Below are 20,308 nucleotides of genomic sequence, written 5' to 3' on the forward strand. Positions count from 1 at the left end.
CCGCTGATTTTACGATTGCTTTTTACTGTCAGCACCCGGCAATCTTCCTCATTGCGCGATGCCTTCCAGCTTAATTTCTTTATTTGCAATAGTTGCAGTTCATATCCGGGCTGACTCCAGACTGGTAGTGAAATGCGCAATTTTGTAGAATTGCGCCTCCTCGCGACCTCCCCAGTGAATCTGTTGCCTCATTTTTTACATACTGCGTATTCGACTTCTCCACCTGTTGCGCAAGAGAAACTGGGTTTATTCATTTTTGCGAGGCCGACTTCTTTCTGGACAGGACTTTATGCAGCACAACACACTATCGAAACACAATCAGAAATTGCCGTTTACACGCTACGACTTCGGCTGGGTTTTATTATGCATAGGCATGGCGATTGGTGCCGGAACCGTGCTGATGCCAGTACAAATTGGCTTGAAGGGAATTTGGGTATTTATTACCGCAGCGATCATTGCTTATCCTGCCACCTGGGTAGTGCAGGACATTTATTTAAAAACCCTTTCTGAAAGCGATTCCTGTAATGACTACACCGATATTATCAGTCATTACCTGGGGAAGAACTGGGGAATTTTCCTCGGGGTTATCTACTTTTTGATGATTATCCACGGGATTTTTATCTACTCTCTCTCCGTGGTTTTCGACAGCGCCTCGTACCTGAAAACCTTCGGTTTAACCGATGCCGATCTTTCACAATCTCTACTTTATAAAGTCGCTATTTTCGCCGTACTGATAGCGATTGCGTCTGGTGGTGAACGATTACTGTTTAAGATTTCTGGGCCAATGGTGGTGGTCAAAGTAGGGATTATTGTCGTGTTCGGTTTTGCGATGATCCCGCACTGGAATTTCGCCAATATAACCGCCTTCCCGCAAGCCTCCGTCTTTTTCCGCGATGTCCTGCTTACCATTCCATTTTGCTTCTTTTCTGCGGTATTTATTCAGGTACTTAACCCAATGAATATTGCCTATCGTAAACGGGAAGCAGATAAAGTACTGGCAACCCGGCTCGCGCTGCGTACCCACCGAATTAGTTATATCACGCTCATCGCGGTGATCCTGTTTTTTGCCTTTTCGTTTACCTTCTCAATTAGCCACGAAGAAGCCGTTTCTGCCTTTGAACAAAATATCTCGGCACTGGCACTGGCCGCGCAGGTGATCCCTGGACATATCATTCATATCACCTCTACGGTGCTGAATATCTTTGCCGTACTGACCGCATTCTTTGGCATTTATCTCGGTTTCCACGAGGCTATTAAAGGCATTATTCTCAATCTGTTAAGCCGAATTATTGATACCAAGAAAATTAACTCACGCATGCTGACTCTGGCGATCTGCGCTTTTATCGTCATTACGTTGACGATTTGGGTTTCGTTTCGTGTATCAGTGCTGGTGTTCTTTCAGTTGGGAAGCCCGTTATATGGCATTGTGTCGTGCCTCATTCCGTTTTTCCTGATCTATAAAGTCGCACAACTGGAAAAACTTCGCGGATTTAAAGCCTGGCTGATTCTGCTTTACGGCATTTTGCTATGCTTGTCGCCACTGTTGAAGCTGATTGAGTAAACCGGAGCGCATGGCCCCGGTTTTGTGAGTTAACGCTGCGGATTTTCATCCTGATCAACAGCAAAACAAGCTACCAGTTGACCTCCGTAGTCTTTTAGCTGCGGCTGCAACTGGGTGCAGGGGCCGAAGCGCCGACGACAGCGGGCGTTGAAGGCGCAACCCGGCGGAGGATTCAGCGGGCTTGGCAGTTCACCGGTGAGTTTGATGCGTTCACGACGATCGTCCGGGTTCAGGCGTGGCGTCGCGGAGAGCAGCGCCTGGGTGTACGGATGGCGCGGGTTATTGAAGATTTGGTCCTTCGTTCCTTTCTCCACGCAGCGGCCTAGGTACATCACCATCACTTCATCAGCAATGTGCTCCACAACCGACAGGTCGTGGGAGATAAAGACATAAGAAAGCCCCAACTCCTGCTGCAAATCCATCATCAGATTCAGCACCTGCGCACGCACTGAGACGTCCAGCGCAGAAACCGGCTCATCGGCAATCACCACATCCGGGTCGAGCATCAGACCACGGGCAATAGCGATACGCTGACGTTGTCCGCCGGAAAACATGTGCGGATAGCGGTCATAGTGCTCGGTTTTCAGGCCGACTTTTGCCATCATCGACAGGGCTTTTTCCCGACGCTGTTCTTTGCTTAAGCTGGTGTTAATAAGCAGCGGCTCTTCGAGAATTTGCCCAACTTTCTTACGCGGATTCAGCGAACCGTAGGGATTCTGGAAGACGATCTGGATTTTCTGCCGACGCAGCTTCTGCGCCTGCGGATCGTGCTTGAGCAGATCCTGCCCCTGATAATACAGCTCGCCGCCGGTGGGCGTTTCGATCATCGTCAGCAACCGACCGAGGGTCGATTTACCGCAGCCAGATTCGCCCACTACTGCCAGCGTTTTGCCACGTTCAAGGTTAAACGAAACGCCGTCCAGCGCCTTCACCAGACGTTCCGGCACGAACATGCCTTTCTTCACCGGATAATGTTTTTTCAGGTCGATAGCCTGCAACAGCGGTTGTTGCGAGGTGGCCTCTTGCGTACTCATAGTGTGGGCCTCCCGGCATCATCAAGTGGGTAATGGCATTTGGACTGACGCCCATCAGCGAGCATATTCAGCGCCGGTTCTTCAGCGCGACATCTGTCAGTGGCATAGGGGCAGCGCGGGTTAAGCAGGCAGCCGTTCGGGCGGTCATACTTGCCGGGAACAACACCTGGCAACGACGCCAGACGTTCTTTGTCCTGAGCAAATTCTGGCAGCGCACGCAGCAATGCCTGAGTATACGGGTGACGCGGCGCATGGAAGATGGCGTGTGCATCGCCCGTTTCTACTACCTGACCTGCATACATCACAATGATTTTATGCGCAGCTTCCGCCACCAGCGCCAGGTCATGGGTAATTAACACCAGCGCCATGTTCTCTTTCTGCTGTAGCTCCAGCAGTAGTTCGATGATTTGCGCCTGAATGGTCACGTCCAGCGCGGTGGTCGGTTCATCGGCAATCAGCAGTTTTGGCCGACAGGCAATCGCCATGGCGATCATCACGCGCTGGCTCATGCCGCCGGAAAGCTGATGCGGGTAAACATCCAGACGCGAAGCCGGATCGGGAATACCGACCTGATTCAGCAGGTCAATCGCCCGCTGACGGCGGGTACTTTTGTTGCCGCCCTGATGCACTTTAATCGCTTCCATAATCTGGAAACCCACGGTGTAGCATGGGTTAAGGCTGGTCATCGGGTCCTGGAAGATCATCGCCACTTCGGCACCCACCAGGTTGCGGCGCTCTTTTTCTGAGATACGCTGCAAATCCTGGCCGTTAAACTCCAGTTTTTCTGCCATTACGCGGCCCGGATAATCAATCAGCCCCATAATCGCCAGTGAACTGACCGACTTACCGGAGCCGGACTCACCCACAATCCCGACCACTTCGCCCTGTTTTACGCTGTAGCTGATGCGGTCTACGGCGCGGAACGGTGCGCTTTCGTCGCCGAAATGCACCGATAATTTATCTACATTTAATAACGCCATCTCGAACCTCTTACTGCTTCAGTTTGGGATCGAGCGCGTCACGCAGACCGTCACCCATCAGGTTAAATGCCAGCACCGTCAACAGGATCGCCAGACCAGGGAAGGTCACGACCCACCAGGCGCTTTGCGCGAACTGCAACACGTCGGAGAGCATGGTGCCCCACTCAGGCGTTGGCGGCTGTGCCCCCATGCCGAGGAAACCAAGAGCAGCCATATCGAGAATGGCGTTAGAGAAACCGAGCGACGCCTGAACAATCAGCGGCGCAAGGCAGTTCGGGAAGATGTTAATAAACATCTGGCGCATCGCCCCGGCACCTGCCACGCGAGAGGCGGTGACGTAATCGCGATTCACCTCCACCAGCACGGCGGCGCGGGTTAAGCGCACATAGTGCGGCAAGGCAACGAAGGTCAGCGCCAGCGCGGCGTTACCAATCGACGGGCCGAAAATCGCCACCAGCACCAGTGCCAACAGCAGACTTGGCAGCGCCAGCATGATATCGACCACGCGCATGATAATGTTATCAACCAGGCCGCCGAAGTAACCGGCGATCAGGCCGAGAATAACGCCCATAATCAGCGACAACACCACCACCAGACAGCCAACCAGCAGCGATAAACGCGCGCCGTACATCAGCCGCGACAGCACATCACGACCGACGTCATCGGTGCCCAGCAAGTGTGCCATACTGCCGCCTTCCTGCCAGGCTGGCGGGGCGAGCAGCGCATCGCGGAACTGATCCGCCGGGTTATAAGGCGCAATCCAGTTGGCAAAGATCGCGATGAACAGCACGATGGCGACGTAAACCAGCCCGACGACCGCGCCTTTGTTGCGTTTAAAATAGTGCCAGAACTCCTGTAACGGGGTCATCGGCACCGGTGCGCTAATCACTTTATTTTCAGTAACCTGTGACATGATGTCCCCTTACTTCTTATGACGAATACGCGGGTTCACCACGCCGTACAGCAGATCGACCAGCAAGTTGACGAGGATAATCATCGTCGCCACCAGCAATACGCCGCCCTGCACTACCGGATAGTCGCGGCGTTGCAGTGCGTCAATCAACCAGCGCCCCAGACCGGGCCACGAGAAGATGGTTTCGGTCAGAATCGCCCCCGCCAGCAATGTTCCCACCTGGAGGCCGATAACGGTCACTACCGGCAGCATCGCGTTACGCAGCGCATGGACGATAATCACCCGCATGCGGGTTAGCCCTTTGGCGCGCGCGGTGCGGATGTAATCCTCGCCCAGCACTTCCAGCATCGAGGAGCGTGTCATACGCACAATGACCGCCAGCGGAATAGTACCCAGCACAATGGCGGGCAAGATCATATGGGCGACGGCATCGATAAAGTTGCCGTCTTCACCCCAGATGGCGGTGTCGATTAGCATAAAACCGGTTAACGGATTGGAGTCATCGAGGAACACCATATCGCTCACGCGACCGGAGACGGGCGTCAGGTTCCAGTGCACCGAAACCAGCATGATCAGCATCATGCCCCACCAGAAGATCGGCATCGAGTAGCCGGTCAGCGCCAGGCCAACTGCAGTGTGATCGAAAATGGAACCGCGTTTAACCGCAGCCAGCACACCAACCGGAATACCGACTGCCGTAGCAAAAATCATCGCGCAGACGCCAAGTTCCAGCGTGGCCTGAAAGCGCGGCACGAACTCTTCCCATACTGGAATTCGGCTTTTCATTGAAATGCCTAGATCGCCGTGCATTACGCCCCAAATGTAATGGAGATACTGCTGCCACATCGGTTTATCTAAGCCGAGTTCAGCCAGCAGCTGCACGTGACGCTCAGGGGAGATCCCACGTTCGCCTGCCATGATCATCACCGGATCGCCCGGGATCATGTGGACAAAGGCAAATGTGAGAAGGGTAATACCGATAAACGTGGGGATGACGAGTCCCAAACGTCGGAGAATAAACTGCAACATAACCCGGATTCTCTATAGTGACCCGCAGCCTGGAACTGCGTGTCTGTATTGCTCACAAATCAATTCCCGCCCTTGTCGGACAGAGAATGAAGTATTGCTGCCGGATGGCGCTGCACGCAGAGGCACAGCGCCACCGGGTATACAGATTGTTGACAAAGTGCGCTTTGTTTATGCCGGATGCGGCGTTAACGCCTTATCCGGCCTACAAAATCGTGCAAATTCAATACATTGCAGAATTTTCGTAGGCCTGATAAGCGGAGCACATCAGGCAGTTTTGCCTTTGCCATCAGTCTTGTATGGCTTTTAATTATTCGATAGAGACGTTTTCGAAGTGATGTTTGCCTAATGGATCAACCACATAGCCTTTGACTTCTTTGCGTACCGATTCAAACACGGTGGAGTGAGCGATGATCAGTGCCGGAGCCTGATCGTGCATCACCACCTGCGCTTGCTTGTACAGTTCAACGCGTTTGTTATGGTCGTCGGTAGCACGCGCCGGTTGAATCAGATCTTCAAACGGTTTGTAGCACCATTTTGAGTAGTTAGAACCTTGTTCAGAGGCGGCGCAGCTGAACAGGGTGGCGAAGAAGTTATCCGGGTCCCCGTTATCGCCAGTCCAGCCCATCATTACCGTCTGATGTTCGCCATCTTTCGCACGCTTGAGGTACTCACCCCATTCGTAGGTGACGATTTTGGCCTGCACGCCCACTTTTGCCCAGTCTGCCTGAATCATCTCCGCCATGCGGCGAGCGTTCGGGTTATACGGACGTTGTACCGGCATCGCCCACAGGTCGATGGAGAAACCTTTTTCCAGGCCCGCTTCTTTCAGCAAGGCTTTCGCTTTTTCAGGATCGTAGGTGTAATCCTGAACGTCGTCGTTATAGCCCCACATGGTTGGCGGGATCAGGTTTTTCGCTGATACACCCGCGCCCTGATAAACCGCTTTGATGATCGCGTCTTTGTTCACCGCGTAGGTCAGTGCCTGGCGAACTTTCACGTCATCCAGCGGTTTTTTCTGCACGTTATACGAGAGGTAGCCGACGTTCAGCCCCGGCATTTCCATCAGGTTGATGGATTTATCCTGCTTCATGCGAGCGATGTCTGCCGGGTTCGGGTACGGCATCACCTGGCATTCATTCTTCTGCAATTTCGCGTAACGCACGGAAGCATCAGGGGTAATAGAGAAGACCAGCGTATCGATCTGCGGTTTGGTGCCCCAGTAGCCATCAAACGCTTTGTAGCGGATACGGGAATCTTTTTGGTACTGCTGTAACTGGAACGGACCGGTTCCGATTGGGTTGAGGTCCAGTTTTTCCGGTGTACCGGCTTTCATCATCGCGTCAGCATATTCTTTTGACAGAATAGAGGCGAAGTCCATTGCCAGGTCAGCGAGGAACGGCGCTTCCGGTCGAGTCAGCACAAACTGAACGGTGTTATCGTCCACCTTTTTCACTTCGCTGATCAGCTCCGGCAAGCCCATACCTTCGAAGTATTCGTAGCTGCCGCCAGAAACTTTATGGTACGGGTTTTGCGCGTTTTTCTGACGATCGAACGAGAACACCACGTCATCGGCGTTCATTTCGCGCGTCGGTTTGAATTCTTTATTGTCGTGCCACTTCACACCTTTACGCAGATGGAAGGTATAGGTTTTACCGTCTTCGCTGACTTCCCACTTTTCAGCGAGGCCCGGGATCACTTCGGTGGTGCCGATTTTAAATTCAACCAGGCGGTTATAAAGCGGGACGGAAGAGGCGTCATAGGTGGTGCCGGAGGTAAACAGCTGCGGGTTAAACCCTTCCGGAGATCCTTCTGAGCAATAAACCAGAGTTTTAGCCTGAACACTTGCTGCGACGGTCATAGCCACCAGGCTGAGACCAAGCTTCAGCATCCCTGACTTTTTCAAGGAAATACGCATTATTCTGCTCCAATTGTGATGTTTGTTGTTTTAACCCTTTGCAGTGGGTTGTCGCTGCCTGACCTTTTTTGTTTTTTGCCCGGTCGGGTCAACGTTATGAGGTGGGGATGCCGTACTAATTAACATCAGTGTAACAGTGCGGATCCTCCATAAAATGCCCCTCGTGACCTACAATCTGTCAACAGAATGTGAAAACGTCAATACAGCCAACCGGGATTTACACCAACGGTGAGAATCCACAAACAAAGATTAAAAAAACTTCAAACAGCTATTTGCAGCAGAGAAATTTGTGCTACTCCAACATAACCAGAACAATCAGCTTAATATTTAGCAAAATTTGGTGATTAAGTTTTATGCATTTAATGAAAAAAATCTGAGGAAAAGGTGGATATCTGAGCGATTAATACCATGAACGCTAAAACGCACAGCGGAAAATGCCAGCGCCAGCCATAAGTAACGCAAAAAAGATTTAAGCAAATATAAAAAAAGACAATGGTTTCTGTCACAAATCCGTTAATGGATAGTGAGATATGGGGCGCAAAGTTGGCAGGAAAATGTGTGGTGTGTTGGTCGAATAAGGCGGTCGCGCCGCATCCGACAATAAGTGCGGTGCCGTTGCCTGATGCGACGCTGGCGCGTCTTATCAGGCCTACGTCGAGTCGAGCCTCCCTGCCCCCGGAGGTTCTCATCCTCATGAGCTACAAATGCAAAAAAACCTGCTCGCTGAGCAGGCTTTTCGAATTTGGTCGGTGATAGAGGATTCGAACCTCCGACCCCTTCGTCCCGAACGAAGTGCGCTACCAGGCTGCGCCAATCACCGAATGCGGGGCGCATCTTACTGCGCAGATACGCCCTCGTCAATCCCTTAATAGCAAAATGCCTTTTGATCGGCGAGAAAGTCAGCAGGCCGCTTAGTTAGCCGCTGCCACTTTTGTCTGCGGGATGTGACACCAGTTGTTGTTTTCGTTAATTCCACCATCCGGTGAAGTATAGCCAAGACAACCCATGATGGTGTCGTACAGCTCTACGTGACGGCGTGGCACTTTCATGTCGGCTTCTTTTTTCAGCTGCGCAAACGCCTGCGCATTGGCCGGATTTTCCAGATATTTATCTGACATCCAGACCATCATCGGTACGCGGAACTGCTCCGGCGGTGCCAGTTCACGCGGCGTGCCGTGCAGGTGCTCGCGTTCATTAATTGACTCACCGTGGTCAGCTGCGTAGAACACAATCGCTTTCTTATCGCGAACCTGATCAATCACGCTGGAGATAAAGTGATCCACATAGGTCACCGAGTTGTCATAGGAGTTGATCATCTGCGCTTTGGTACAGCCGCTATCAACACCAATACATTCCGGCTTCCACTGCGCGAAGCTACGCGGATAACGCTGGGTGTAGTTAAAATGCGAACCTTTGGTATGCAGAATGATCAGATGCTTACCATCCGGGTTGCGCCCTAGCGATTGCTGCATTTCGTCTACCAGCAACATATCATCTACCGGCTTGCCACGATTACGTGGCTCCGCACCAATCTGCTCACGATAAGCAATGTTGTCTGCCATCGTGTTGCTGTAGAACCACATTTCGCTCTGCATAGCGTAGAGGTCAGAACTGAATCCTAACTGCTTCAGAACCGCGAAAATGTTCTGTTCTTTTAATGTGCGCTGCGGATTATCTTCCGCGCCCCCCTGACGTACAAACATGCAACGCAGTGAGAGTTTGGTTGCGGTATCACAGGAGTAACCACGGAACGCCGCCAGATTTTTCTCCTGGGCCAGTTTCGGCGTGGTATTACGCTCATAGCCGAAAATACCCATATGGTCCCAACGCGTGGTTTCACCGATGATAAACACGACATAAGTATCATCAACGTTTTGTGGAGCCTGGTATGTAAACTTCTTCGCCGGATTAAGCAATGAATTATTATCGGAAGATTCATCGACCCGCGCCCAGGCATACAGCCCCAACGCAGAAAGCCAGTTTGATGGCAGATAAGAGTTCGCTACGACACCGCCATAACTCGGCAAATCAACGCCGGTCGCCCTCTCCACTTTCTTCTGCTGGATATCCAGCAAACGAATCGGTGCCCAAACCATAATACCCGCCAGTACGACGACCACCAGGCTGCGAATACGCTGCCCTGGGGTTCGCAGTTGTCGGAGCAAGGTGTAGCGACAGCGGTTATTCCAGATAAGGATAAGAGGCAATGCACTAACGGCGATTAACCAGAGAATAAAGTTCAGACCAACAACTTCTTTTGACAGGTCGATATCGGTGGTCATGGCGGAAGCGATGATGCCATAACCAATGACCACATCAAGGAAGGTCATGTAATAGCTGGCACCTGCGGAAAAGAGCACCACCAGCGACGCCAGAATACGCCAGCTGCGGCGGCCAAACAGCGATAGAAGACGTAGTAAAAAGAAGGTCACCAGTACGGTGGCGGCCAGTTCAACAACAGCAGAAACGCCTTTCCAGACGGTAAAATCGTGCGCATAGCTGCCGAAGCGGCGATAAAAAACCGCGCCATTCATAAAAAGGCCAATATAGATTGCAAGCAAAAAGCTCAGCTTCTGCTGTGTAATCGATTTGATGTATCTCATGCAAACAAACCCTGGACAAACAGGTGATAACACCCTGCTTAGCGGCTTTTCAGGCCCGGCAGGGGAAAAGTGCGGAGGTAGTCAGATAAGTAAAATCTACACGCGCGAATAAGTAGACCACAGCAAAGCGAAAAAGTGTGGGGAAAGAGTGTGCATGAAGCACAAATTTACAAAAATGCAAGTTTGAAAAGAGACTTTAGCGTTACAAAAAGCAGTAAAAAGGGCCAGTTAACTGGCCCAAATTTTACGAGTCATTGTTTATACATTTCGTTGATGCGTTTGATGCACACGGAAGCTGAAGCCCAGTAGCTCGCGGCTGAGCATTAAAGGGAGCCATGCGCCTCACGCAACATTTTCTGCTCTGGCTGACGAATCGTCGTAGAAAGCGCCAATGACAGAATCAGCAGGGCGAAAATCACGTAGAAGGTCACATAGAAACCGCCAAACAGTGAGGCGATAATCGAACCAAAAATGCTACCGATACCGAAACCGAGGTAAATCACACCGTAGTTTTTCGCCAGGTTATTGAGGCCGAAGAACTCACTGACCAGTGATGGAAAGACGGTAATAGTGCCGCCAAAGTTAAATGCCACGCAGGCAATCGCTGCAAAGAACGTCACTGCATTTAATGGTGCAAACAGCAGGGCCGCCATACCCACCAGCGAAATCACCTGACCAATGGTGATAACACGGATACGGGCAATTTTGTCAGACAGAATGCCCAGCACCAGACGACCTGAAAGGTTAGCGATGGAAATAACCGTTACTGCATTGGCTGCGGAAACCACATCAAGGTGTGCCAGACTTTGGGCGATATCTTTCGCTACCCCAATCACGTACAGGCCGCTCATGCAGGCAGTCAGGAACATTACCGCTAACATCCAGTACTGCGGTTTACGCATCGACTCTGCCAGCGTGTAATCTTTCTCCACCACACCATTGCTGGTTTTCACTTCCTGTTTTGGTGCGTCTTTCATTAACGTTGCGCCGAAAACAATCATCACCAGCGCAATCGCTCCCCAAATCACAAAGGTTTTTTCCAGACCCACCGTTTCGAGCAGCTGCGTGTCGATAAATTTGAAACCCAGGCTACCCAGACCATAAGAACCGATAGCGAACGCGGAGATCAGACCTTTACGCTCCGGGAACCACTTCACGCAGTTAGAGAGCGTCAGCAGGTAACCCGCGCCATCCGCCAGACCGACCAGCACACCGGCGCTTAACCACAGCATCATCAGGTTGTTGGAATGCGCGGTCAGGAAGAAGCCTAATCCCAGCAAAATGCCGGAAGCCACGGTGACGCGTTTAACGCCAAAACGTTCCTGCAATTTGCCCGCAACAGAAGACGAAATTGCCAGCCCCAGACTTAACAAGCCGAAAGAGAAAGCGACCTGGCTTACCGGCGCATCCAGCTTGGCAGAAAGCGCGCCATTAAACAGGCTCCAGGTATAAACCGACCCCAGCGCAAACTGGGTAATGATAGTACCGATGAGTGTCAGCCAGCGGGTACGCTGATAATTTGAAGGTGTCATGGCAGTATTCCTGCAGTAATAAAAAGGAAAAATCTCTGCCGACAACCATAACGAAGTGCATTTTATGCTTGGGGAAAAACGGCATGAAATGCCATCAGAACGGAATGAAATGCCTTAGTTCAGGAATGAATGACGCGACAATTATTCACCAAATTTATTATTTGGTAAGTTAGCACCCACTATCGCCACAACTGTTGTTATTCAATGGTTTCAATTGTGACTGTTACGTTAAAATCTGGCGCTAACCCCCATCGTATACAGATAGTCGCTATTATTAGTGGTATTTTCTGCCTGAGTTAGCGCAGCATAGGCGGCAATATTTTGATTGAGCAACATATCAGCGCCTACGGTGACATCCAGCCAGTTGCCGTTCTGGTTTGTCGCCGTCATCCGGCTCAGGCCTGATTGCGCCTTCCAGATATTCTCGCCAAATTGCTGGTTATAGCTGATTTGCGCCCAGGGTCGGAGATCGCCAAGCCGGGAGTCAACACGCCAGCCTAAGCTACTCACGCTGGCATGCCATAACGGATCGGTCAGCGTGGTAGTACTGTCGCCAAACTCGTTATACATCGAGGTGGTTGTGCCATCGTAATGTAATGCCGCGACCGGGCCGGTTGTAACCTGTTCATATAAAGGAAAATTCCAGCCCATACTCATACTGCTGGTCACATCCACAGGAGTTTCTTCCGCCAGATTGACTTCCAGTCCCAGCGCCCTTTGGCTACTTTGAATACGTTGCGACAAAATATCGTTGTAATCAGGTTGATGATCACTATCCCAGGTGTAACGCTCTGTGGAATGTCCGGGTTGCGTATCAACGATATATTCTTGTTGCCAGGCGTAAGCTGTGTTGAGAAAAAAGGCACTGATTACCACGCTCGCCAGCAGGCTTAGCTGCCAGCGACCACCGCTTTTTTTTATGATCATTAACACGACTCCAGGGAAGAGCCGAATTCGGCAATATTATTGTCATTGTATGAAGGATATCGGGCATAGTAGCCCTGTATTAAATATTGACTTTTTCACCGATGCGTCAAGAAAAGCGGCTGAAATTTTTACGATCGGGTACATAGCGAGGGAAAGTATGGAACGTTGCGGCTGGGTGAGTCAGGGCCCGCTTTATATTGCCTACCATGATAATGAGTGGGGCGTGCCTGAAACTGACAGTAAAAAACTGTTCGAAATGATCTGCCTTGAAGGGCAGCAGGCTGGGTTATCGTGGATCACCGTCCTCAAAAAACGCGAAAACTATCGCGCCTGCTTTCATCAGTTCGATCCGGTGAAGGTCGCAGCAATGCAGGAAGAGGATGTCGAAAGACTGGTACAGGACGCCGGAATTATCCGCCATCGAGGGAAAATTCAGGCAATTATTGGTAATGCGCGGGCGTACCTGCAAATGGAACAGAACGGCGAACCGTTTCCCGACTTTGTCTGGTCGTTTGTAAATCATCAGCCACAGGTGACACAAGCCACAACGTTGAGCGAAATTCCCACATCTACGTCCGCCTCCGACGCCCTATCTAAGGCACTGAAAAAATGTGGTTTTAAGTTTGTCGGCACCACAATCTGTTACTCCTTTATGCAGGCATGTGGGCTGGTGAATGATCATGTGGTTGGCTGCTGTTGCTATCCGGGAAATAAACCATGATTCGGGAAGCGCAACGTTCAGAACTCCCCGCGATCCTCGAACTGTGGCTGGAAAGTACAACCTGGGGGCATCCCTTTATAAAAGCGAATTACTGGCGTGACTGCATTCCGCTAGTGCGGGATGCCTATCTTGCCAACGCGCAAAACTGGGTCTGGGAAGAGGACGGTAAGCTTCTCGGTTTTGTCAGCATTATGGAAGGCCGATTTCTGGCAGCAATGTTTGTCGCACCGAAGGCCGTCAGACGCGGTATTGGTAAGGCGCTGATGCAGTATGTGCAGCAGCGCTATCCCCATCTGATGCTGGAGGTTTATCAAAAAAATCAACCGGCGATAGATTTTTACCGTGCGCAGGGTTTTCACATTGTCGATTGCGCATGGCAGGATGAAACCCAACTACCCACCTGGATTATGAGCTGGCCGGTGGTTCAAACGCTGTAAGTGTCAGTTCCGGACCGTTGTATTTTTCCAGCCATGCCAGCGCCGTATTACCCGCACAGCCATTCCCCAGCCGCGAGCTGGGGAGATCTTTGGTCAGCACGTTCACTGCGCCGTTTTTACAAATACCGTCAGCGGTTAAATCCAGATCCGGCCATGCCCCTTCGTGAATGCAAATCACGCCAGGTTTAATTCCCTCGCTAATGACCGCTCCAGCAAGGATCTGCCCACGGGAGTTCCACACCCGCACCATATCCCCTTCGGTTATGCCGCGCGCCTGAGCATCGTCAGGATGAATGGTGACAGGCTCACGGTTTGCTACCGCGTACAATTCGCGCAGAGAACTGTAATTCAGCTGGCTGTGCAGACGGTGCGCCGGATGGGCAGAAAGTACCTGCAACTGTTCTGGTTCGGCATTGCCCTGCCATTCGTCCGGCTCCAGCCACATTGGATGCCCAGGGCAATCCGGGTAACCGTAATCGGCAATACGCTGTGAGAAGATTTCAATCTTGCCGCTGGCGGTTTTTAACGGATGCGCCAGCGGATCGCGGCAAAAATCAGCGAAGCGAATAAACCGCTCGCTGTCCGGGTTTTCCGGCATCTCAATTAACTGGTTGGCTTGCCAGAACTCAGCAAATGGCGGCAATTCAACCTGCTGGCTTGCCCCGCGCTGCCGGGCAACGTTATAAAACGTTTCCAGCCATTGCAGCTGACTTTTTCCTTCCGTAAACCGCGCATAGCCGCCCTTCTCCCAACGTTCACTCAACTCGGCAAAAACATCAAAATCATTACGCGCTTCATAGCGTGGCGGCACCACTTGCTTCATCGGCACCAGATGCTGATTACTGTAATCACCGGTCATGGTGAGATCATTACGCTCAAAAGAGGTAGTCGCAGGCAGAACGATATCCGCGTGTTTCGCCGCCGCCGTCCAGAAGCATTCAGAGATCACCACCAGCTCCGGTTTTTGCCAGGCACGGATCAGACGATTGGTATCCTGATGATGAGTAAAGTTGGCACCGCCAGCCCACCAGATAAAACGAATATCCGGGAAATGTCGGTTCATACCGTTGTGTTGATATGCGCCACCAGGGTTTTCCAGTGCTTCAACAATGCGGGCAACAGGGATTTTATCCACCGCATCGCAGCCACCCGGCAAGCTGCCCTGCATGGAAGAGAGCACCGCAGAACGCCGCGTGGGGTTACCACCATTGGCAAAATGGTAAGAAAGACCAAAACCGCCGCCGGGTGTGCCGATTTGCCCCAACATTGCTGCCAGCGTGACGATCATCCAGTGTTTTTGCTCACCAAACTGTTGGCGCTGCATTCCCCAGCCTGCCATCAGCATGGTGGTATTTTGGTGGAAAATAGCCGCCAGCTCGCGGATTTTCGCTGCGCCAACACCACAAATCTCTGCCGCCCATTCGGCGTTTTTCGCTATTCCGTCACTCTCGCCCAGCAAATAAGAGGCGAAGACGGCATAACCTGTGGTGCAATGCGCCAGAAACGCTTCGTCGTGCCAACCATTTTCCACCAGCGTATGGGCGATCCCCAGCATCAGCGCAACATCGGTGCCCATGTGCGGTGCCACCCACTCCATTTTATCGCCAAAGAAATCGACGGTTTCCGATCGCATTGGATCAATGCAGATCAGCTTTTTCCCACTGTCACGCAGTGCGGAAAAGTAAGAAAGCCCCTGCTCATCGGATGCATTCCACGCAATTTTCAGCGTATTGAGTGGGTTAGCACTCCACAACACCACGACATCGCTATGTTCCAGCACCAGCGGCCAACTGGTTTGCTGTTGATAAACTTCGCTGCCACCTACGACATACGGCATGATCGCCTGTGCCGCACCGGTCGAATAATCCCCCAGATGCCCGGTATAACCGCCTGCCAGCGCCATATAGCGTTGTAATAATGTCGAGGCCTTATGCAGCACGCCGTTTGAACGCCAGCCGTAGGAACCAGCAAAAATCGATGCCGGACCATAAGCCTCACGAATGCGTTTATGTTGTTGGTGAATAAGATCCAGCGCCTCATCCCAACTCACGCGAACAAATTCATCCTGCCCACGAATGCCTTGCGGGTTTTCCGGTGACGCGAGAAAGCCTTTGCGCACCATTGGAAATCGTACCCGCGTATTGCTGTGAACCTGGTCGCGAACCGCGCTCTGCAAGGAGTTTTCCATTCCTGTGGCTAACGCGCCACGCGAGCTAAACACGGTTTCGCCGTCGGTTTCAACCAGCATGGGCCCCCAGTGGGCGGCAGTCAGAACGGAATATCGTGAGGATGAGTTGGCCAAACCGAAGACTCCTGAAAGGTTAGATGTATTGAGCAGTTAAATATTACTTACAAATTTCCGAGTATTCCCAGGAATAATCTTCATGTTCACGCGGCATAATCTCCCGCCACGGAACCCGTGGCAAAGAATAAAAAGGTTATTAAGGATTAACAATGAAGAAACGTGTTTATCTTATTGCCGCCGTAGTGAGTGGCGCTCTGGCGGTATCTGGCTGCACAACTAACCCTTACACCGGCGAACGCGAAGCAGGCAAATCTGCTATCGGCGCAGGTCTGGGCTCTCTCGTGGGCGCGGGTATTGGTGTGCTCTCTTCTTCGAAGAAAGATCGCGGTAAAGGCGCGCTGATTGGCGCAGCAGCAGGCGCAGCTCTGGGCGGCGGCGTGGGTTATTACATGGATGTGCAGGAAGCGAAGCTGCGTGACAAAATGCGCGGCACTGGTGTTAGCGTAACCCGCAGCGGGGATAACATTATCCTCAATATGCCGAACAATGTGACCTTCGACAGCAGCAGCGCGCCCCTGAAACCGGCAGGCGCTAACACCCTGACCGGCGTGGCAATGGTGCTGAAAGAGTATCCGAAAACGGCGGTTAACGTGATTGGTTATACCGACAGCACGGGGGGTCACGACCTGAACATGCGTCTCTCCCAGCAGCGTGCGGATTCCGTTGCCAGCGCGTTGATCACCCAGGGCGTGGACGCCAGCCGCATCCGTACTCAGGGCCTTGGCCCGGCTAACCCAATCGCCAGCAACAGCACCGCAGAAGGTAAGGCGCAAAACCGCCGTGTAGAAATTACCTTAAGCCCGCTGTAATCCCTTTCATGCCAGGTGATGCAGAAATCACCTGGCATTCTTCAGTTTTCCTTCATCATATTTCAGGCTAAGGTGATCGCCTTATCAGTGAATGGAGAGAAGCATGAAGCCGTCCGTTATCCTCTACAAAGCCTTACCTGATGATTTACTGCAACGCCTGCAAGCGCATTTCACCGTTCACCAGGTGGCAAACCTCAGCCCACAAACCGTCGTTCAAAATGCAGCAATTTTTGCAGAAGCTGAAGGTTTACTGGGTTCAAACGAGAATGTAGATGCCGCATTGCTGGAAAAAATGCCGAAACTGCGTGCCACATCAACGATCTCCGTCGGCTATGACAATTTTGATGTCGATGCGCTTACCGCCCGAAAAATTCTGCTGATGCACACGCCAACCGTATTAACAGAAACCGTCGCCGATACGCTGATGGCGCTGGTGTTGTCTACCGCTCGTCGGGTTGTGGAGGTAGCAGAACGGGTAAAAGCAGGCGAATGGACCGCGAGCATAGGCCCGGACTGGTACGGCACTGACGTTCACCATAAAACACTGGGCATTGTCGGGATGGGACGGATCGGCATGGCGCTGGCACAACGTGCGCACTTTGGCTTCAACATGCCCATCCTCTATAACGCGCGCCGCCACCATAAAGAAGCAGAAGAACGCTTCAACGCCCGCTACTGCGATTTGGATACTCTGTTACAAGAGTCAGATTTCGTTTGCCTGATCCTGCCGTTAACTGATGAGACGCATCATCTGTTTGGCGCAGAACAATTCGCCAAAATGAAATCCTCCGCCATTTTCATTAATGCCGGACGTGGCCCGGTGGTTGACGAAAATGCACTGATCGCAGCATTGCAGAAAGGCGAAATTCACGCCGCCGGGCTGGATGTCTTCGAACAAGAGCCACTGTCCGTAGATTCGCCGTTGCTCTCAATGGCCAACGTCGTCGCAGTACCGCATATTGGATCTGCCACCCATGAGACGCGTTATGGCATGGCCGCCTGTGCCGTGGATAATTTGATTGATGCGTTACAAGGAAAGGTTGAGAAGAACTGTGTGAATCCTCACGTCGCGGACTAAGCCGCGACTGCGTGAAGTAAAGCCCGATAATCGCTCGGGCTTTTACTCTTTATTGGGTTGCAGTAACTGCTGTAGTCCAGGCCTGATTAAACGCCTGATGTTGTGCCGGTAATGGCGCAATCAGTTTGTTATATTCACTTGCCTGCTGTGAAGTCGGGAACTGGATGCCATTTGCGACAAAGCTCACCTGAGTACCTTGCTGAGCAATGTAGTCTCCAACCATCACCAGTTGTTGCGTGAAAGTTTGTGCCGCCGGAATCAACGGTTGCAATGCATCAGCTGGCGTCGTTACCACTTTGGTGAATGCCTGATCAAATACCGGTTTCAGGTCATCGCTCTGTTTTAGCGCAGAGTGCGCAGCATCGGCCTGCAACTTCGCATTTTGCAGTTGTTGCGCCAGCACACCCAGCGAACCATTCATTTCACGCAGCGGACCGCTTTGCGTAACGTAATCCTGCGGTACGCGAATTGCGTTAACGCTGTCTACGACCGGGCGCAGACCGGAATCCATCGCCTGATTCACCTGCTGAGAATAACCATACAGAATCGCGTAATCAGAGACAAAAGGACCAAACTGTTTTTTCTGATCGGCAGTCAGGGTTGGTAGACGTTCACCGCTACGCATCACTGTATTCTGCAGGAAGTCGATAAACGCTTTACGCTGATCGCCTTCTTTATCAAAACACCCACTCAGGCTAACTACCATTAATAACGCCGCAAGAGGCGCAAACCAGCGAGAGCAGGACTTTCCTGTCGCCATTTTCTTACTCCTTTCACCCAAAAAAAGCGCACAACGACACACGCGTGTCTGACGTGACAAGGATAGTCCAGGACAGGCTTGCAGGATACCCTTTCTACGTAATCTTCCTGGTAAAATCATGGAGAAAATGAAACAAGGTTAATTTGTTGTTTCATTGTTAAAAAATGATAGTGCCGTTGCCTTTTTTGTAGCCAGAGATTTACGCCTTCGCAGAAGGTTAGATTTGCGAAATCTTTACAAAACAGGAGTGATAAGAGATATATCGGCATTTATCAGATCGTTAGGTGGCTATAAGTCACGCTAAATGACAGGCTGAATCGAATCATAGCCAGAGCATGCCCTGACTTAACCCCGCTGTGTCTGCTTTTCCCGACTATTCTTAATGAGCTTCGATGCAATTCACGATCCCGCAGTGTGATTTGAGGAGTTTTCAATGGAATATAAAGATCCAATGCATGAGCTGTTGAGCAGCCTGGAACAGATTGTTTTTAAAGATGAAACGCAGAAAATTACCCTGACGCACAGAACAACGTCCTGTACCGAAATTGAGCGGTTACGAAAAGGGACAGGATTAAAAATCGATGATTTCGCCCGGGTTTTGGGCGTATCAGTCGCTATGGTAAAGGAATGGGAATCCAGACGCGTGAAGCCTTCAAGTGCCGAACTAAAATTGATGCGTTTGATTCAAGCCAACCCGGCATTAAGTAAGCAGTTGATGAAATAGACTTTTATCCACTTTATTGCTGTTTACGGTCCTGATGACAGGACCGTTTTCCAACCGATTAATCATAAATATGAAAAATAATTGTTGCATCACCCGCCAATGAGTGGCTTAATGCACATCAACGGTTTGACGTACAGACCATTAAAGCAGTGTAGTAAGGCAAGTCCCTTCAAGAGTTATCGTTGATACCCCTCGTAGTGCACATTCCTTTAACGCTTCAAAATCTGTAAAGCACGCCATATCGCCGAAAGGCACACTTAATTATTAAAGGTAATACACTATGTCCGGTAAAATGACTGGTATCGTAAAATGGTTCAACGCTGACAAAGGCTTCGGCTTCATCACTCCTGACGATGGCTCTAAAGATGTGTTCGTACACTTCTCTGCTATCCAGAACTATGGTTACAAATCTCTGGACGAAGGTCAGAAAGTGTCCTTCACCATCGAAAGCGGCGCTAAAGGCCCGGCAGCTGGTAACGTAACCAGCCTGTAATCTCTGCTTAAAAGCACAGAATCTAAGATCCCTGCCATTTTGCGGGGATTTTTTTATTTTTTTTCAGGAAATAAATAATCGATCGCGTAATAAAATCTATTATTATTTTTGTGAAGAATAAATGTGGGTGCAATGAGAATGCGCAACGCCGTAAGTAAGGCGGGAATAATTTCCCGCCGAAGACTCTTACTCTTTCAATTTGTAGGCTAAAAACGCCGCCAGCTCATAACTCTCCTGTTTAATATGCAATTCACACAGTGAATCTCTTATCATCCAGGTGAAAAATAAAAGCGTGAAACAAATCACTATTAAAGAAAGTAATCTATATTTCTGCGGCATTCCCAGCCCCCTGTGTTGATTTCCAACGAGTAAGAGGCACACCTTATGGTGTTCAGGCATAGGGTAGCCTCACTTTGTACTGACCCCAAAAAGTTGGACAGTTAAACACGAGGCATATAGGTCTGATTCCGATATTCAATTGGAGTCA

Annotated in this window: 19 protein-coding genes and 1 tRNA gene; 8 read left to right on the forward strand and 12 right to left on the reverse strand. The window is 51.0% G+C overall.

What is annotated here, in order from left to right; translation table 11 throughout:
- The first annotated feature begins 289 nt into the window (after positions 1-289).
- Positions 290-1,561, forward strand: a complete 1,272-nt coding sequence (locus tag ACUU1I_RS13070) for an aromatic amino acid transport family protein (protein WP_005072070.1) — start codon at positions 290-292, stop codon at positions 1,559-1,561.
- Between the two features lie 29 nt (positions 1,562-1,590).
- On the opposite strand, the gene dppF is transcribed toward ACUU1I_RS13070, so the two are convergent.
- The 9 genes from dppF to ACUU1I_RS13115 form a co-directional block, all read right to left on the reverse strand.
- Positions 1,591-2,595 carry a dipeptide ABC transporter ATP-binding subunit DppF gene (gene dppF, locus ACUU1I_RS13075; RefSeq protein ID WP_000107041.1) on the reverse strand — a complete coding sequence of 335 codons (1,005 nt, stop codon included), beginning with the start codon at positions 2,593-2,595 and terminating at the stop codon, positions 1,591-1,593.
- On the reverse strand, positions 2,592-3,575 hold the full coding sequence (gene dppD, locus ACUU1I_RS13080; RefSeq protein ID WP_001196486.1) for a dipeptide ABC transporter ATP-binding protein: 984 nt from the start codon (positions 3,573-3,575) through the stop codon (positions 2,592-2,594). The genes dppF and dppD overlap by 4 nt, the downstream gene beginning before the upstream one ends.
- A 10-nt stretch (positions 3,576-3,585) precedes the next feature.
- Positions 3,586-4,488, reverse strand: coding sequence for a dipeptide ABC transporter permease DppC (dppC, locus tag ACUU1I_RS13085; RefSeq protein WP_000084666.1), 903 nt, complete (start codon positions 4,486-4,488; stop codon positions 3,586-3,588).
- Positions 4,489-4,497: 9 nt separating this feature from the next.
- Positions 4,498-5,517, reverse strand: a complete 1,020-nt coding sequence (gene dppB / locus ACUU1I_RS13090; protein ID WP_000938867.1) for a dipeptide ABC transporter permease DppB — start codon at positions 5,515-5,517, stop codon at positions 4,498-4,500.
- 307 nt (positions 5,518-5,824) lie between these two features.
- Complete coding sequence (gene dppA, locus ACUU1I_RS13095) at positions 5,825-7,432, reverse strand: dipeptide ABC transporter substrate-binding protein DppA (protein WP_001222889.1); 1,608 nt, start codon at positions 7,430-7,432, stop codon at positions 5,825-5,827.
- Between the two features lie 743 nt (positions 7,433-8,175).
- Positions 8,176-8,252 (reverse strand) — tRNA-Pro (locus ACUU1I_RS13100).
- Positions 8,253-8,343: 91 nt separating this feature from the next.
- Entirely contained in the window at positions 8,344-10,035 is a 1,692-nt protein-coding gene (gene eptB / locus ACUU1I_RS13105) for a kdo(2)-lipid A phosphoethanolamine 7''-transferase (RefSeq protein WP_152030585.1), read from the reverse strand.
- Between the two features lie 323 nt (positions 10,036-10,358).
- Positions 10,359-11,567 (reverse strand): L-lactate MFS transporter, encoded by a 1,209-nt coding sequence (locus ACUU1I_RS13110; RefSeq protein WP_000189044.1) that lies wholly within the window; start codon positions 11,565-11,567, stop codon positions 10,359-10,361.
- Positions 11,568-11,795: 228 nt separating this feature from the next.
- Positions 11,796-12,494, reverse strand: coding sequence for an autotransporter outer membrane beta-barrel domain-containing protein (locus ACUU1I_RS13115; protein WP_001296791.1), 699 nt, complete (start codon positions 12,492-12,494; stop codon positions 11,796-11,798).
- Positions 12,495-12,651: 157 nt separating this feature from the next.
- Between ACUU1I_RS13115 and tag the strand changes: the two genes are divergently transcribed.
- Together tag and ACUU1I_RS13125 are read left to right on the forward strand one after the other, a co-directional pair.
- Positions 12,652-13,215 (forward strand): DNA-3-methyladenine glycosylase I, encoded by a 564-nt coding sequence (gene tag, locus ACUU1I_RS13120; RefSeq protein WP_000438971.1) that lies wholly within the window; start codon positions 12,652-12,654, stop codon positions 13,213-13,215.
- Positions 13,212-13,652 carry an N-acetyltransferase gene (locus ACUU1I_RS13125; RefSeq protein ID WP_000617478.1) on the forward strand — a complete coding sequence of 147 codons (441 nt, stop codon included), beginning with the start codon at positions 13,212-13,214 and terminating at the stop codon, positions 13,650-13,652. The genes tag and ACUU1I_RS13125 overlap by 4 nt, the downstream gene beginning before the upstream one ends.
- On the opposite strand, the gene bisC is transcribed toward ACUU1I_RS13125, so the two are convergent.
- Positions 13,621-15,954: a biotin sulfoxide reductase gene (bisC, locus tag ACUU1I_RS13130; protein WP_000013936.1), complete on the reverse strand. Its 2,334-nt coding sequence runs from the start codon at positions 15,952-15,954 to the stop codon at positions 13,621-13,623. The genes ACUU1I_RS13125 and bisC overlap by 32 nt on opposite strands.
- Positions 15,955-16,106: 152 nt before the next feature.
- On the opposite strand from bisC, the gene ACUU1I_RS13135 reads away from it, so the two are divergent.
- Entirely contained in the window at positions 16,107-16,766 is a 660-nt protein-coding gene (locus ACUU1I_RS13135; protein ID WP_000747637.1) for an OmpA family lipoprotein, read from the forward strand.
- A 103-nt stretch (positions 16,767-16,869) separates the two neighbouring features.
- Positions 16,870-17,844, forward strand: coding sequence for a glyoxylate/hydroxypyruvate reductase GhrB (gene ghrB, locus ACUU1I_RS13140; RefSeq protein ID WP_000804994.1), 975 nt, complete (start codon positions 16,870-16,872; stop codon positions 17,842-17,844).
- A gap of 49 nt (positions 17,845-17,893) precedes the next feature.
- Here ghrB and ACUU1I_RS13145 read toward each other — a convergent pair whose 3' ends face one another.
- Entirely contained in the window at positions 17,894-18,604 is a 711-nt protein-coding gene (locus tag ACUU1I_RS13145; RefSeq protein WP_000190516.1) for a DUF3053 domain-containing protein, read from the reverse strand.
- 433 nt (positions 18,605-19,037) lie between these two features.
- On the opposite strand from ACUU1I_RS13145, the gene ACUU1I_RS13150 reads away from it, so the two are divergent.
- The 3 genes from ACUU1I_RS13150 (at position 19,038) to ysaE (ending at position 20,031) form a co-directional block, all read left to right on the forward strand.
- Positions 19,038-19,328, forward strand: coding sequence for an HTH-type transcriptional regulator (locus ACUU1I_RS13150; RefSeq protein WP_005072060.1), 291 nt, complete (start codon positions 19,038-19,040; stop codon positions 19,326-19,328).
- 280 nt (positions 19,329-19,608) lie between these two features.
- Complete coding sequence (gene cspE, locus ACUU1I_RS13155; protein WP_000014595.1) at positions 19,609-19,821, forward strand: transcription antiterminator/RNA stability regulator CspE; 213 nt, start codon at positions 19,609-19,611, stop codon at positions 19,819-19,821.
- A 138-nt stretch (positions 19,822-19,959) separates the two neighbouring features.
- Positions 19,960-20,031, forward strand: a complete 72-nt coding sequence (ysaE, locus tag ACUU1I_RS13160) for a protein YsaE (protein WP_214282303.1) — start codon at positions 19,960-19,962, stop codon at positions 20,029-20,031.
- Here the strand turns inward: ysaE and hokA are convergent.
- Positions 20,008-20,160: a type I toxin-antitoxin system toxin HokA gene (gene hokA, locus ACUU1I_RS13165; protein WP_001135734.1), complete on the reverse strand. Its 153-nt coding sequence runs from the start codon at positions 20,158-20,160 to the stop codon at positions 20,008-20,010. The two genes, ysaE and hokA, sit on opposite strands and share 24 nt — an antisense overlap.
- Positions 20,161-20,308 lie beyond the last annotated feature (148 nt).

Source organism: Shigella sp. SIG3 (assembly GCF_053555855.1).

Excerpts from the sequence above, each read along its gene's own strand:
- ACUU1I_RS13070 (WP_005072070.1), top strand. The coding sequence starts at position 290 with ATGCAGCACAACACACTATCGAAACACAATCAGAAATTGCCGTTTACA.
- dppF (WP_000107041.1), bottom strand. The coding sequence starts at position 2,595 with ATGAGTACGCAAGAGGCCACCTCGCAACAACCGCTGTTGCAGGCTATC.
- dppD (WP_001196486.1), bottom strand. The coding sequence starts at position 3,575 with ATGGCGTTATTAAATGTAGATAAATTATCGGTGCATTTCGGCGACGAA.
- dppC (WP_000084666.1), bottom strand. The coding sequence starts at position 4,488 with ATGTCACAGGTTACTGAAAATAAAGTGATTAGCGCACCGGTGCCGATG.
- dppB (WP_000938867.1), bottom strand. The coding sequence starts at position 5,517 with ATGTTGCAGTTTATTCTCCGACGTTTGGGACTCGTCATCCCCACGTTT.
- dppA (WP_001222889.1), bottom strand. The coding sequence starts at position 7,432 with ATGCGTATTTCCTTGAAAAAGTCAGGGATGCTGAAGCTTGGTCTCAGC.
- eptB (WP_152030585.1), bottom strand. The coding sequence starts at position 10,035 with ATGAGATACATCAAATCGATTACACAGCAGAAGCTGAGCTTTTTGCTT.
- ACUU1I_RS13110 (WP_000189044.1), bottom strand. The coding sequence starts at position 11,567 with ATGACACCTTCAAATTATCAGCGTACCCGCTGGCTGACACTCATCGGT.
- ACUU1I_RS13115 (WP_001296791.1), bottom strand. The coding sequence starts at position 12,494 with ATGATCATAAAAAAAAGCGGTGGTCGCTGGCAGCTAAGCCTGCTGGCG.
- tag (WP_000438971.1), top strand. The coding sequence starts at position 12,652 with ATGGAACGTTGCGGCTGGGTGAGTCAGGGCCCGCTTTATATTGCCTAC.
- ACUU1I_RS13125 (WP_000617478.1), top strand. The coding sequence starts at position 13,212 with ATGATTCGGGAAGCGCAACGTTCAGAACTCCCCGCGATCCTCGAACTG.
- ACUU1I_RS13135 (WP_000747637.1), top strand. The coding sequence starts at position 16,107 with ATGAAGAAACGTGTTTATCTTATTGCCGCCGTAGTGAGTGGCGCTCTG.
- ghrB (WP_000804994.1), top strand. The coding sequence starts at position 16,870 with ATGAAGCCGTCCGTTATCCTCTACAAAGCCTTACCTGATGATTTACTG.
- ACUU1I_RS13145 (WP_000190516.1), bottom strand. The coding sequence starts at position 18,604 with ATGGCGACAGGAAAGTCCTGCTCTCGCTGGTTTGCGCCTCTTGCGGCG.
- ACUU1I_RS13150 (WP_005072060.1), top strand. The coding sequence starts at position 19,038 with ATGGAATATAAAGATCCAATGCATGAGCTGTTGAGCAGCCTGGAACAG.
- cspE (WP_000014595.1), top strand. The coding sequence starts at position 19,609 with ATGTCCGGTAAAATGACTGGTATCGTAAAATGGTTCAACGCTGACAAA.
- hokA (WP_001135734.1), bottom strand. The coding sequence starts at position 20,160 with ATGCCGCAGAAATATAGATTACTTTCTTTAATAGTGATTTGTTTCACG.